Source organism: Exobacillus caeni (assembly GCF_005747095.1).
Lineage (GTDB): Bacteria > Bacillota > Bacilli > Bacillales > Guptibacillaceae > Exobacillus > Exobacillus caeni.
The window spans coordinates 1-13,346 of record NZ_SWLG01000006.1; the positions used below are offsets into that span (position 1 = coordinate 1).

A 13,346-nucleotide genomic window follows, 5' to 3' on the forward strand; every position below is an offset into this window, starting at 1 on the left:
TCGTTTTAAAAGATATATGTAGCCGATATAAAATAAACAGGAAAAATTAATTAAACAGCCAAAAGAAAAATCCGAACTGATATAAATTCTGATTAAAGAATTTTGAATCATAGTTCGGATTTTCCTTTGGCTAAAATACTTTTGTCCCAGCCTCTTTTTCTTTATGCCGGTTTTCAGTTAAAATGTTGGCAGGGAAAACGAATACCGGTTAAAAAAGATCTATTCCATTTTTATAGTTAAAACGGCATTCTACTTTTCCTATACTTGTTGAAGATGGTAAAATTGTTTAGAATAGATAAGTGGATGTGATAAAATGATTCGAAGCATGACAGGATACGGAAGAGCAAACTGCCAGATACACTCTATCTCTATTACGGTCGAAATGCGATCTGTTAACCATAGATATTGCGATATTACTTTCCGCATGCCAAAACATTTATTATATATAGAAGACAAAATGAAAAAAGTGATTCAAAAATATGTTAGCAGAGGAAAGTTAGAAATTTATATCACGGTTGAGGGAGAAGGGCTGACTGCAAGGACATTGTCGATTGATTGGGATTTGATGGACCAGTATATCGAAGGATTGAAACAGGCAGAAAAAAGATATGAGGTAAACGGCAATGTGAATCTGGACAGCCTCCTGAAAGTTGATGATCTTTTTACTGTGGTGGAAAAAGAAGCTAAGATTGAAAGTTTAGAAGAGAAAATCATCGCTACAGTGGAAGAAGCTGCAGAAAAGCTATGCCGGATGAGGGAAAAAGAGGGCCGATCCCTTAAGGATGATATCGCCAACAAGCTTGCAAGCCTTGAGAATTACTGGGAAGAACTTAACAGTTATTCAGACCGGGTTACCAAAGCTTATCAAGAGCGACTACATAAAAAGATTGAAGAGTTAACGAGTGATGCTGTGGTCGATGAAAATAGGATCCTGACAGAGGTTGCAATCTTTGCTGATAAAGCGAGCATTGATGAAGAACTAATAAGGCTGCGTTCCCATGTCAAGCAGTTTTATTCCATTCTGACTGAGGAAGTTATCGGTAGGAAGCTGGATTTTCTCGTACAGGAGCTAAACAGGGAACTCAATACGATTGGTTCTAAGGCAAATGATTATAAAATCAGCCAGAAGGTTGTAGAAATGAAAAGTGAAATTGAAAAAATCAGGGAACAGGTCCAAAATATCGAATAAGCGTTGCGGCAACGTTTAAAAGTGATCGTAACGTGCAACAATAGAACAGTAATTCCAGGAGGAATATTAATGAACATTAAACTAATCAACATAGGATTTGGCAATATCGTAAATGCGAATCGGATCGTTTCAATCGTTAGCCCTGAATCTGCCCCGATCAAGCGCATTATCACTGTGGCAAGAGACCGCAACATGCTTATCGATGCCACTTATGGAAGAAGAACCCGTGCTGTAATTGTTGCTGACAGCGACCATGTTATCCTGTCTGCTGTTCAACCGGAAACAGTTGCACAGCGATTAATGAATAAAGATGATCTTTCTGAAGATTAAATAAAATTGTTATCCAAACAGAACAGTGGAGGTAAATATGAAAAATGATAGAGGCCTTCTGATTGTACTATCAGGCCCATCAGGAGTAGGCAAAGGAACAGTAAGAAAAGCATTCATGCAGGATGAATCTGATATACAATACTCCATCTCGGTGACGACGAGAGACCCGAGAGAAGGAGAAGTAAACGGTGTAGATTACTTCTTCAAAACGAAAGAAGAATTTGAGAGAATGATTGAAAATAATAAATTGCTGGAATATGCCCAGTATGTAGGTAACTATTATGGAACCCCAGTTGATTATGTTAAAGAAACACTCGAAAAGGGAAAAGATGTACTGCTTGAAATCGAAGTACAGGGTGCCATGCAAGTACGAAAGCACTTTCCTGAAGGGGTGTTTATTTTCCTGATGCCCCCGAGTCTGTCTGAGCTTCGAAAACGAATTACAAACAGGGGGACAGAAACAGAAGATTTGATCGATAACCGTATGCACATTGCTAAAGAAGAAATTGAACTTATGGATGAATATGATTATGTTGTCGAGAACGATCAAGTTGAACTCGCCTGTGAAAGGATCCATTCTATTATTACTGCTGAGCATTTACGCAGAGACCGTGTCGCTGTTAAATATAAAAAATTACTGGAGGTTCAAAAATGATGTTATATCCTTCTATCGATGAATTAATGGAAAAGATTGATTCTAAATATACACTGGTAACCATCGCTGCAAGAAGAGCGAGAGTGATTCAGGCAACAAATTCTTCGCAACTGGAAAGAACAGAATCCAATAAACCTGTCGGAAAGGCTCTTGAAGAAGTTTATGCAGGAAAACTAGTTCCTGAAACATCCCAAGCATAAAACCGCTAGTAACAACCTATTTCCTGTAGGTTGTTATTTTTTTCAATTACCAATTTTTATAAACAGTAATATTATTATGTTAACTAAAGGGCGGGGAAAACTATGGTTTTAAAAAACAAACGGATTCTACTTTGTGTAACAGGAGGTATCGCTGTCTTTAAAGCTGCAGGCCTGGCGAGCAAGCTTTATCAAGAAGGTGCTGAGGTGAAAGTGATGATGACAGATTCAGCTAGAGAGTTTGTCACACCACTCACCTTTCAAACACTCTCACGAAATACCGTTTATATCGATACTTTCGATGAAAAAGACCCGGCCAGGGTTGCTCACATCGATGTAGCGGATTGGGCGGAAATTGTCATTGTTGCACCTGCTACAGCTAACAGTATAGGCAAACTCGCAAGCGGGATTGCGGACGATATGGTTTCCACAACACTTCTTGCAACCACGGCACCGGTTTTAATCGCACCTGCGATGAATGTACATATGTATGAGCATCCAGCGGTGAACAGAAATATGAAAATACTTGCATCAGATGGTTACCGATTTATTGAGCCGGGCGAAGGATTGCTGGCCTGCGGTTATGTAGGGAAAGGCAGGCTTGCAGAACCAGAGGAAATTCTATCAGCGATTAAACAATTTTTCCTGGAAGATGACCGGTTTTTAGAGGGGAAAAAAGTGCTTGTTACAGCCGGGCCAACAAGGGAAGCGGTAGATCCTGTCCGTTATTTCACGAATCACTCATCTGGAAAAATGGGCTTTGCGATCGCCGAACAGGCCGCTAGCATGGGTGCTGAAGTAACACTTATAGCCGGACCGGTTAACCTGGAGACTCCTCCGGATGTTGAAAGGATCGATGTCTCTTCGGCACATGAGATGTACGAAGCGGTTATAAAACGATCCGCCGAATCTGATATTATCGTAAAAGCTGCTGCTGTAGCAGACTACAGGCCAAAGACGGTGTACGGACAGAAATTGAAAAAACAAAATGAAGAATGGTCAGTAGAAATGGAGAGAACAATCGATATATTAAAAACGTTAGGAAAAAGAAAGCCATCCGGCCAGGTGCTCATTGGCTTTGCCGCTGAATCAGAGCGTGTTGAGGAGTTTGCGCTCGGTAAACTCGAAAAGAAGAATCTTGATATGGTCTGTGCCAATAACATTACACAGGAAGGGGCCGGCTTCAGTGTAGATTCTAACATTCTGACACTCTATAAAAAAGACGGTTCCAAAATAGAACTCCCTCTTCAGTCTAAAAAGGACGTTGCAATAAAAATTCTTCATGACGCTGTAAAGATGTTAAAGGAAAAGACTGTCACATGATCGCAAAAATTATTGTGGACGTTCCTGCTAACCAGACAGACCGCCTCTTTGATTATGGCGTGCCAGAAAAATGGGAAGACTTGATAGAACCCGGTATGAGAGTAGTTGTTCCCTTTGGCCCAAGAAAAGTACAGGGATTCGTTGTCGATTTAGTAGAGGAAACGGAACTGGAAAAAGTAAGAAACATACAGGACATGATGGACGTAGACCCGGTTTTAACCCCGGAATTAATAGAGCTGGGTTTCTGGCTCACCGATGAGACCCTGTGCTTCGCTGTCTCTGCATTCCAGGCCATGCTGCCGGCCGCTATGAAAGCAAATTATAAAAAGAAAATTGTGGTCGCTGAAACATTTGACGGAAAGCTTGCAGAAGAAGTAAGCCGGTGGTTCGAGCACAGAAATGAAATACCCTGGGAGGACATAAAGGATTCGCAGGTCCTGCCCATTTTTAAAAAGGAAATTAAACGGGGAGCGCTTGAAAGTCAAGTTGTCGTAAAAGAGAAGACCGCACCGAAAACACAGGCTGCGTTAATCTTGCCTTATCCTAAAGAGGAACTGGAATCTCGGATGGAAGAGCTAAATGACCGTGCGGTAAAGCAAAAAGAAGTTTTGTCGCTTTTCTATGAAATAAACGCTCCGATTGCTATTCCCGAGTTAATCGAATTGGCAGATACAACGAGAGGAACGATAAAATCGCTCGTACAAAAAGGATTGCTAAAGCAAATAGAACAGGAGATATATCGGGATCCGTACAAGTTTAAAAGTTTTAAACCGAGTAAGCCTCTGGATTTGACGGAAGAACAAAGAAAAGCTGTAGAGCCGATTATGAATTCGCTGGATGAATCCTATCATAATACTTTTTTGCTTCAAGGGGTTACCGGAAGCGGTAAAACAGAAATCTACTTACAAACGATCGCACACGCTTTGAATCAAGGGAAAGAGGCGATTGTCCTCGTTCCGGAAATCTCTCTTACCCCACAAATGGTGTCTCGCTTTAAAGGGAGATTTGGCTCTGACGTTGCTGTGATGCACAGCGGTTTATCAAAAGGGGAAAAGTACGATGAGTGGAGAAAAATACATCGAGGTGAGGTTAAAGTAGTAGTCGGGGCCCGTTCAGCTGTTTTTGCGCCGTTTAAAAACCTCGGTATCATCATCATCGATGAAGAACATGAAAGCAGCTATAAGCAAGAAGAAACGCCACGGTATCATGCGCGAGATGTCGCGATCAAAAGAGCTAAGTACCACAGATGTCCAGTAGTCCTCGGCAGTGCAACACCTGCACTGGAATCTTTTGCTCGAGCCCAAAAACAGGTTTATACCCTTCTGCAGCTCAAAGAACGAGTCAACAAACGGGAAATGCCTGATGTTGAGATTGTGGATATGAGAGAAGAATTGCGGAGCGGTAACCGTTCGATGTTTTCAAAGCCTTTATTTGATAAACTCATCGACAGGCTTGAAAAGGGTGAACAAAGTGTATTATTACTAAACCGGCGCGGATACTCCACCTTTTTAATTTGCCGTGACTGTGGTTATGTGTTGGATTGCCCGCATTGTGATATCTCGTTGACGTATCACAAAATAAACCACATGATGAAATGCCATTACTGCGGATATGAACAAAGGGCTCCAAAAGTATGCCCGAATTGTACCAGCGAACACATTCGCTTTTTTGGTACAGGAACACAGAGAGTCGAGGAAGAGCTTGCAAAAATTCTGCCGGATGCAAGGGTGATACGGATGGATGTGGATACGACGAGGAGAAAGGGTGCGCATGAAAAACTTTTAGGACAATTCGGAGATGGAAAAGCAGATATACTTCTCGGTACCCAGATGATTGCCAAAGGCCTTGATTTTGAAAAAGTAACACTGGTTGGCGTTCTTGCTGCGGATGCCATGCTGCATCTTCCGGATTTTCGGGCATCTGAGAGAACGTTTCAGCTGCTTACTCAGGTCAGCGGCAGGGCAGGCCGCCATGAATTGCATGGAGAGGTGGTAATACAAACGTATACACCTGAGCACTACAGCATCCAATATGCATCCCACCATGATTTTGATTCTTTTTATGTAAAGGAAATGCAAGCCAGAAAACTTCACGGATATCCGCCTTTTTATTACATTACACTTATTAACATTTCGCATGAAGAAATAACAAAAGTGTTATCCGTCACGGAAAAGATAACCAATTTCTTAAAGGCGAATCTGTCTGAAAACAGTATTGTGCTTGGTCCTGTGGCCTCTGCTATACCGAGGATAAAAGATAGATATCGCTATCAATGCATGATAAAATACAAAGTTGAGCCAGACCTAAACCGGCTTTTAAAAGAGATCTTGAAGCGTTTTTCAAAAGAATTGACCAAAGATAATTTGCAAATAACAATTGATAGAAACCCTCACATGCTTATGTGATACGTGAATATTTTTATTGTTAAATAAGGGTAAAGCCTATAACTGACAGGAGGAACAAGTGTGGCAGTAAGAGAGATAGTGTTATATCCAAATGAAGTGTTAGAAATAGAATGTGAGAAGGTTACCGAATTTGACAGCGATTTGAAAAGGTTGATTGAAGATATGTTTGAAACAATGTATGAAGCAGAAGGTGTAGGGATAGCCGCTCCTCAAATCGGGATTGCTAAACAGGTAGCTGTAGTAAATATCGGAACAGAGGAAGCAGAACCGCTTGAGATGGTCAATCCTGTAGTTTTGGAAACGGTTGGAGAAGAAGCAGGGCCTGAAGGGTGTTTAAGCTTTCCTGGTTTATTCGGCGAGGTGATCCGGCCGCACTCTGTTAAGGTAGAAGCCCAGGACCGCTCTGGGAATAGTTATACGATAGAGGCAGAAGGGTTTCTAGCAAGAGCGATCCAGCATGAGATCGATCACTTGCACGGTATACTTTTTACAGAGAAAGTAACAAGATATTACAACGAGGAGGACTTGAAGCATGAAGAATAGTGCTTTGTCGATCGTGTTTATGGGAACTCCTGATTTTGCCGTTCCTGTATTAAACCGGTTAATAAAAGACGGATTCCATATTGCTGGAGTGGTAACCCAGCCTGACCGACCTAAAGGCAGAAAGAGGGTTCTCACGCCACCACCCGTTAAAGTAGCTGCCGAAGACCACAATATACCAATCCTGCAGCCTGAAAAAGTAAAGCAGCCTGAAGAATACCAAAAAATACTTGCGTTAAAGCCAGACTTGATCGTGACTGCTGCATTTGGGCAGATTCTCCCGAAAGCACTGCTCGATTTTCCTGAATACGGCTGTATAAACGTCCACGCTTCTTTACTGCCTGAATTTAGAGGCGGAGCACCGATTCATTATTCTATCTTAAAAGGGAAAAAAGAAACGGGAGTCACAATCATGTACATGGTTGAAAAGCTCGATGCGGGGGATATTATATCTCAGGTGAAGGTTCCGATCGAAGAAGAGGACCATGTTGGTACATTGCATGACAAGCTGAGCGTGGCAGGAGCCGAACTTTTATCTGAAACAATTCCAAAGCTCATTGATGGCGAGGTGTCTCCTCAAAAACAAAATGAAGACGAAGTTACCTTCTCTCCGAACATTAAGAGAGAGGAAGAGGAAATAAACTGGTCTGAGTCCGGAGAATCAATTTATAACCAGATACGAGGCCTGCATCCCTGGCCAGTAGCATATACAAGCCTGGATGGAAAAACCTTAAAAGTATGGTGGGGCGAAAAGGTACTTTTAAAATCAGCTTCTTCGGTACCAGGCACCGTAACAGGTGTTGAAGAAAACGGAGTTATTGTTTCCACAGGGAACGATACAGCCATTAAAATTACGGAATTACAGCCTTCCGGTAAGAAAAGAATGTCGGCAGAACAATTCTTAAAAGGAAGAACGATTGAAATAGGTACGAAACTGGGTGAGTAAATTGGCTAAAAATGTTCGTGAAGCGGCACTAGAAATCGTTGAGCAAATTAATAAGAACCAGGCATACAGTAACATTTTATTAAACCGCACGATTGAAAAATATAACTTGAACCGAAAAGATATCGGACTCCTTACAGAAATCGTCTACGGGACAATTCAAAGAAAACGTACGATTGACTTTTTCCTCGATGCTTTTCTTAAAAACAAAAAGAAAATCGAAACCTGGGTATATTCGCTCTTAGAGTTATCGGTTTACCAGATGGTTTATCTTGATCGCGTCCCTGATAGGGCGGTGATCCATGAAGCAGTTGAAATCGCTAAAAAGAAAGGGCATAAAGGCATCAGTGGCTTCGTAAATGGAGTTTTAAGAAGCGTTCAAAGGAAAGGAGTACCTTCTTTCTCCACTATCAAAGACACGGCGGAGAAGATCGCTGTGGAATATAGCCATCCCACATGGCTCGTAAAACGATGGATTGCGCAATACGGTGAAGAAGAGACAATAAACATTTGTAAGATAAACCTCGAGCCCCCTCAGGTAACAGCAAGGGTAAACACTGCAAAAACGTCTGTTGGAGAAGTGATGGCACATCTGGAAGAAGAGGGCCTTACCGTTGAGAGGGGAGACTTATCGATCGATGGGATTAAGATTATCGACGGTTATTTACCGGGTACCAGGGCATTTAAAAATGGACTCGTTACGATTCAGGATGAAAGCTCGATGCTTGTAGCAAGAGGGCTTGATATAGAACCAGGCATGTCTGTTCTGGATGCTTGCGCTGCTCCGGGCGGGAAAACGACTCATATAGCGGAGCTGATGAAAAATGAGGGACAGGTTTATTCGCTTGACCTTCATAAACACAAAGTGAAGCTAATTAAAGACCAGGTGAAGCGCCTTGGCCTTACAAATGTGGAAACTGCAGCTCTCGACAGCAGAAAAGCTGGTGGCTTTTTTCAAGGAACACGGTTTGACAGAATACTTGTAGATGCTCCCTGTACGGGTTATGGCGTGATCAGGAGAAAACCGGATATAAAATGGAGTAAACAAGAAAAGGATGCAGAAGCGATTTCAGCGGTTCAAAAAGAAATTTTGCAAACTGTATCAACTCTGTTAAAACCTGGTGGAAAATTGCTCTATAGTACGTGTACAATAGAAGAAGCGGAGAACCAGCGGGTGATCGAGGCTTTTTTAAAGGAAAACCCCGAATTCACTCAAGATCGGACGCTAATCGAGAGACTGCCTGAAAAGCTTGGTCATTTTGTTGGAAATGATGATGGTCAGGTACAGATACTACCGCATTATTTTGGGACAGATGGATTTTATATTGCCTGTCTCACCAAAAAAGGTGAAAACTGATTTGGCTGCAGAATTTTTAGCTTGTTTTTTTGACAGGCGGCACAGTGGAAGGAAGAAACGAGGTGATGGCATGCAAATAGTAACAAAATCAAATACGGGCCGTGTGAGGCCACATAACGAAGATAGTGCAGATGCCAGCAAAAGCTTAAGGGGAGACTATCTCGTTATTGTTGCAGATGGAATGGGCGGTCATCGAGCTGGTGATGTTGCAAGTTCGATGGCTGTCTCTTATCTGAAAGAGAAATGGAAAACAATCGAAGAAGCCTTTCTTCCTTCGACAGCAGAAGAATGGCTTGTGGATACGTTTAAATCAGCAAACCTTGAGATATTTAACTATGCACAAGAGCATTCCGAATGTGCCGGTATGGGAACGACACTGGTAGCGGCGATCGTTGCAGACAGTTTTGTAACGTTAGCACATGTTGGCGACAGCCGGGCATACATAGGAAACAAAAGTAGTTTTTCACAAAAAACGAACGACCACTCCCTTGTCAGCGAGCTTGTAAGAACAGGGCAGATTACAGAAGACGAAGCGGAGGGCCATCCTCGCAAGCACGTGTTACTGAGGGCTCTTGGAACAGAAGGAGATATCAAGGTCGATGTGCAAACAATCGGTTGGGAAACCGGGGGTTTTGCATTGCTTTGTTCTGATGGTTTAACCAACAAGGTAAATGATAACACCCTTGAAAAAGTGTTGCGCTCCGAAAAGTCTTTGGAAGAACAGGCCCAGGAATTAATCGATCTGGCGAATGAAGCAGGAGGAGAAGATAATATTACAGTTGCACTTATTAACTATTTATCCCTTGAAGAGCAAGGCGAGTGATAAAATATGATTGGAAAACACATTAACGGACGCTATAAATTGCTTGAAGCTATCGGTGATGGCGGGATGGCAATCGTATATAAAGCAAAAGATTTAATTCTGGACCGAATTGTTGCCGTTAAACTTCTTCGTCCAGAATTTTCAAAGGATAGCGATTTTATTAGACGGTTCAGAAGGGAAGCAGAGTCAGCAACAAGTCTCGTGCATCCGAATATTGTAGGAATCTATGATGTTGGTGAAGAAGAAGATTATTATTTTATTGTAATGGAATATGTGCCGGGCACAACGCTGAAAGACCAGATCAGAAATCGCGGTGCACTGCCGATAGAAGAAGCGCTTTCGATCATGTCCCAAATAACTTCAGCGATTGAGCATGCCCATGAAAACAATATTATTCATAGGGATATCAAACCTCACAATATATTAATCAATGAATACGGGGAAGCAAAAGTAACCGATTTTGGCATTGCGATGGCTATTTCCTCCGCAACCATCACACATACGAATTCTGTGCTTGGCTCTGTTCATTACTTTTCTCCCGAGCAGGCAAGAGGTGCGATAGCAAACGCAAAATCTGATATATATTCTCTAGGTGTAGTATTGTATGAGATGGTCACAGGCGTGCTTCCTTTTTCTGGAGATTCTCCGGTTTCTGTAGCGCTTAAACACCTGCAGGATGACTTTCCGAAGCCCAGAACGATTAATCCTTCCATTCCGCAAAGTGTCGAAAATATTATTTTAAAAGCGATGGCGAAAGACCCTCTCCACCGATATGATAGTGCGGAAGAGATGGAGGAAGCGGTCAACAATGCACTTGACCCAACAAAAGTATATGAGGAGCCTTTTTCGATTCCCGAAGCGGATGAAGAAGCGACCAAAATATTGCCGCCGGTAAAACCTGCAGCACCTGATGTTAAGAACGATGCCAAAAGGGAAAACAAAAAGGTAAAGCCAGAAAAAGAAAAAACAACGGATACACCGCCTCCAAAGAAGAAGAAAAAAGGGAAGAAGGTTTTGTTCTTTCTGATTGTATTGTTCCTGTTGGTTGGAGGAGCAGCAGTCGCAGCGCTAACGATTATTCCCGAGATGTTTTATGTGAAAGATGTTGAGATACCTGATGTAACAGCAATGGATTACGAAGAAGCAAGAGAAACATTAATCGAGAGTAATCTAAAGGTGAAAAAAGAGGAACAATTCGATGAAGAAGTTCCTGAAGAAGAAGTTATCAGCCAGGACCCATCGGGAGGAACAACAGTTAAAGAAAACAGCACTGTCACTCTGCTTGTGAGTAAAGGCATCGAAAAAATAGAAATGGAAGATTATATTGGCCAGTCAAAGACACAGGTTGAGCAGTTATTAGAAGCCGAGGGATATAAAAATGTCCAATTCGAGGCAAAATATAATGATGAAGTGCCGAATGGCCAAATCTATGACCAGACACCTGAAGCCGGGAAGGAAATACTTCCTGCAGAAGACCGAATCATATTCTTTTATAGTGCTGGCCCCGAACCGATTGAACTTCAGGACCTAACTGGTAAAACTAAAGATGAGGTTCAATCTTACGTAGATAGTCATGGTTTAAAGGCATCCTATGAAGAAGAAGTATACAGTGATAATGTAGAGTCAGGAAAAGTGGTGTCCCATTCTCCGGGTGCCAATGCAGAAGTGAATAAAGGGGATGTGATTTCCTTTGTTATTTCAAAAGGGAAAGAACCAGAGCCTGAACCGGAGCCTGAACCTGAGGCTGAAGAAAAACCGATTACATTCCCTAACTCCTTTAAGTTTACTTTTGAGGATCAAGAAGAGCATCTAATTGAAGTAATGTACCGTGATTCTAAACATCCTGAAGGCGATGAAATAGTAGAAGACAAGGTAGTAGGTGCTAAAAAGGTTGAGTTTGAAATGACAATAAATCCAGGTGATACTGCAGCGTATCAAATTTATGTCGACAATAAACTAAGAAAAGAAAATTCAAAAACAATAACCTATGAAGAAGCCAAAAAAGAGTTCGGAAATAAAAATCAGTGAGGGGAAGTTATGGCAGAAGGAAGAATTATTAAATCATTGAGCGGATTTTATTATGTTCAGGATGAGAACAATGAAATATTTCAATGCAGGGGAAGGGGGAACTTCCGCCAGCGGAAGATAACCCCTCTTGTAGGCGATTTTGTTGTCTTTGAAGCGGAAAATAAAACGGATGGTTATGTGCTTGAAGTAATGGAGCGGGAAAACGAACTTGTTAGGCCGCCGATCGCAAATATAGACCAGGCATTCCTTGTGTTTTCAGCTAAAAGACCTGAATTTAATGTGCAGTTATTGGACAAGTTTCTCGTTCACATCGAAGCCAATGATATCAAACCCCTAATTTGCATCAGCAAGCTGGATCTTATTGAGGGGGAGACCGAACAAGAAGTTCTTTCTTATGTCGAGGATTACCGTTCATTCGGATATGAAGTCGTTTTAACGTCGGTGCCATTATCTGAAGGAATTGAAGAAGTGCAAAGCCACTTTGCAGGAAAGGTTACCGTATTTGCCGGTCAATCAGGTGTCGGCAAATCCTCCTTATTAAATGCGATTAATCCTTTACTTGAACTGGATACAAAAGATATTTCCGATTATCTGGGCCGGGGAAAGCATACTACAAGGCATGTGGAACTTATTCCGTTCGGCTCAGGGCTCGTCGCGGACACACCGGGCTTTAGCTCACTCGATTTTAGGGGAATAGAAGCAGATGATCTGTGGTTATATTTCCCTGAGATAAGGGAAAAGTCACACGAATGTAAATTTAGAGGATGCACGCATGTTTCTGAACCAAAATGCGCAGTGAAAGCAGCAGTGGAATCAGGAGAAATCCCGGCATACCGATATGAACATTATGTATCGTTCTTTCAAGAAATAAAGGATCAAAAGCGGAGGTACTAAGATGATAAAAATTGCACCATCCATCCTTGCATCAGACTTTTCCCGTCTGGGAGAAGAAGTGAAAAACGTAGAAGAAGGCGGAGCAGATTATATCCATGTAGACGTGATGGACGGCCATTTTGTGCCGAACATCACGATCGGTCCTCCGATCGTAAAAGCGATCAGGCCAGTGACCGACTTACCGCTGGATGTGCATCTGATGATCGAAAATCCTGATGCCTATATTGAAGATTTTGCAAAAGCAGGTGCAGACATTCTGACTGTTCATGCCGAAACTTGCAAGCACTTGCATCGGACGATCAGCCTTATTAGAGACCATGGAGTAAAGCCGGGAGTTGTTCTAAATCCTGCCACCCCTGTAGAGATGATTAAGCATGTGATCGAAGATGTCGATATGGTATTGCTCATGACGGTCAACCCCGGGTTTGGCGGACAGTCATTCATCGATTCAGTTATCCCAAAGATTAAACAAACTGCAGAGCTAGTAAAAGCAACTGGAAAAGAGATCGATATCGAAGTTGACGGAGGCGTTAATGATCAAACTGCCAGGATTTGCATTGATGCCGGTGCAAATGTGTTGGTTGCCGGATCGGCCATTTATAATCAACAGGATCGCAAAAAAGCGATTGAATCACTTAGGAATTCCAGCCAGCGGTAGCAAG

Annotated in this window: 13 protein-coding genes; all 13 read left to right on the forward strand. The window is 42.1% G+C overall.

Features of this window, described 5'->3' with window-relative positions; genetic code table 11:
* The first annotated feature begins 313 nt into the window (after window positions 1–313).
* The 13 genes from FCL54_RS09140 (at window position 314) to rpe (ending at window position 13,342) form a co-directional block, all read left to right on the forward strand.
* Window positions 314–1,189 carry a YicC/YloC family endoribonuclease gene (locus FCL54_RS09140; protein ID WP_138125621.1) on the forward strand — a complete coding sequence of 292 codons (876 nt, stop codon included), beginning with the start codon at window positions 314–316 and terminating at the stop codon, window positions 1,187–1,189.
* A 69-nt stretch (window positions 1,190–1,258) separates the two neighbouring features.
* On the forward strand, window positions 1,259–1,519 hold the full coding sequence (remA, locus tag FCL54_RS09145) for an extracellular matrix/biofilm regulator RemA (protein ID WP_138125623.1): 261 nt from the start codon (window positions 1,259–1,261) through the stop codon (window positions 1,517–1,519).
* A gap of 37 nt (window positions 1,520–1,556) precedes the next feature.
* Window positions 1,557–2,174, forward strand: a complete 618-nt coding sequence (gene gmk, locus FCL54_RS09150) for a guanylate kinase (RefSeq protein WP_138125625.1) — start codon at window positions 1,557–1,559, stop codon at window positions 2,172–2,174.
* Window positions 2,174–2,374 (forward strand): DNA-directed RNA polymerase subunit omega, encoded by a 201-nt coding sequence (gene rpoZ, locus FCL54_RS09155; protein ID WP_138126205.1) that lies wholly within the window; start codon window positions 2,174–2,176, stop codon window positions 2,372–2,374. The genes gmk and rpoZ overlap by 1 nt, the downstream gene beginning before the upstream one ends.
* Window positions 2,375–2,476: 102 nt before the next feature.
* The gene (gene coaBC / locus FCL54_RS09160) at window positions 2,477–3,694 is read left to right on the forward strand and encodes a bifunctional phosphopantothenoylcysteine decarboxylase/phosphopantothenate--cysteine ligase CoaBC (protein ID WP_138125627.1); all 1,218 of its coding nucleotides are present in this window, start codon (window positions 2,477–2,479) and stop codon (window positions 3,692–3,694) included.
* Complete coding sequence (gene priA, locus FCL54_RS09165) at window positions 3,691–6,099, forward strand: primosomal protein N' (RefSeq protein ID WP_138125629.1); 2,409 nt, start codon at window positions 3,691–3,693, stop codon at window positions 6,097–6,099. The genes coaBC and priA overlap by 4 nt, the downstream gene beginning before the upstream one ends.
* Before the next feature lie 60 nt (window positions 6,100–6,159).
* Complete coding sequence (def, locus tag FCL54_RS09170; protein ID WP_138125631.1) at window positions 6,160–6,642, forward strand: peptide deformylase; 483 nt, start codon at window positions 6,160–6,162, stop codon at window positions 6,640–6,642.
* Window positions 6,632–7,585, forward strand: coding sequence for a methionyl-tRNA formyltransferase (fmt, locus tag FCL54_RS09175; protein ID WP_138125633.1), 954 nt, complete (start codon window positions 6,632–6,634; stop codon window positions 7,583–7,585). Before def ends, fmt begins: the two co-directional genes overlap by 11 nt.
* 1 nt (window position 7,586) lies before the next feature.
* Window positions 7,587–8,939, forward strand: coding sequence for a 16S rRNA (cytosine(967)-C(5))-methyltransferase RsmB (gene rsmB, locus FCL54_RS09180; protein WP_138126207.1), 1,353 nt, complete (start codon window positions 7,587–7,589; stop codon window positions 8,937–8,939).
* Between the two features lie 70 nt (window positions 8,940–9,009).
* The gene (locus tag FCL54_RS09185) at window positions 9,010–9,762 is read left to right on the forward strand and encodes a Stp1/IreP family PP2C-type Ser/Thr phosphatase (RefSeq protein ID WP_138125635.1); all 753 of its coding nucleotides are present in this window, start codon (window positions 9,010–9,012) and stop codon (window positions 9,760–9,762) included.
* 6 nt (window positions 9,763–9,768) lie between these two features.
* On the forward strand, window positions 9,769–11,790 hold the full coding sequence (pknB, locus tag FCL54_RS09190; protein WP_138125637.1) for a Stk1 family PASTA domain-containing Ser/Thr kinase: 2,022 nt from the start codon (window positions 9,769–9,771) through the stop codon (window positions 11,788–11,790).
* Window positions 11,791–11,799: 9 nt separating this feature from the next.
* Window positions 11,800–12,684 (forward strand): ribosome small subunit-dependent GTPase A, encoded by an 885-nt coding sequence (gene rsgA / locus FCL54_RS09195; RefSeq protein WP_138125639.1) that lies wholly within the window; start codon window positions 11,800–11,802, stop codon window positions 12,682–12,684.
* Window position 12,685: 1 nt separating this feature from the next.
* Window positions 12,686–13,342 (forward strand): ribulose-phosphate 3-epimerase, encoded by a 657-nt coding sequence (gene rpe / locus FCL54_RS09200; RefSeq protein ID WP_138125641.1) that lies wholly within the window; start codon window positions 12,686–12,688, stop codon window positions 13,340–13,342.
* Window positions 13,343–13,346 lie beyond the last annotated feature (4 nt).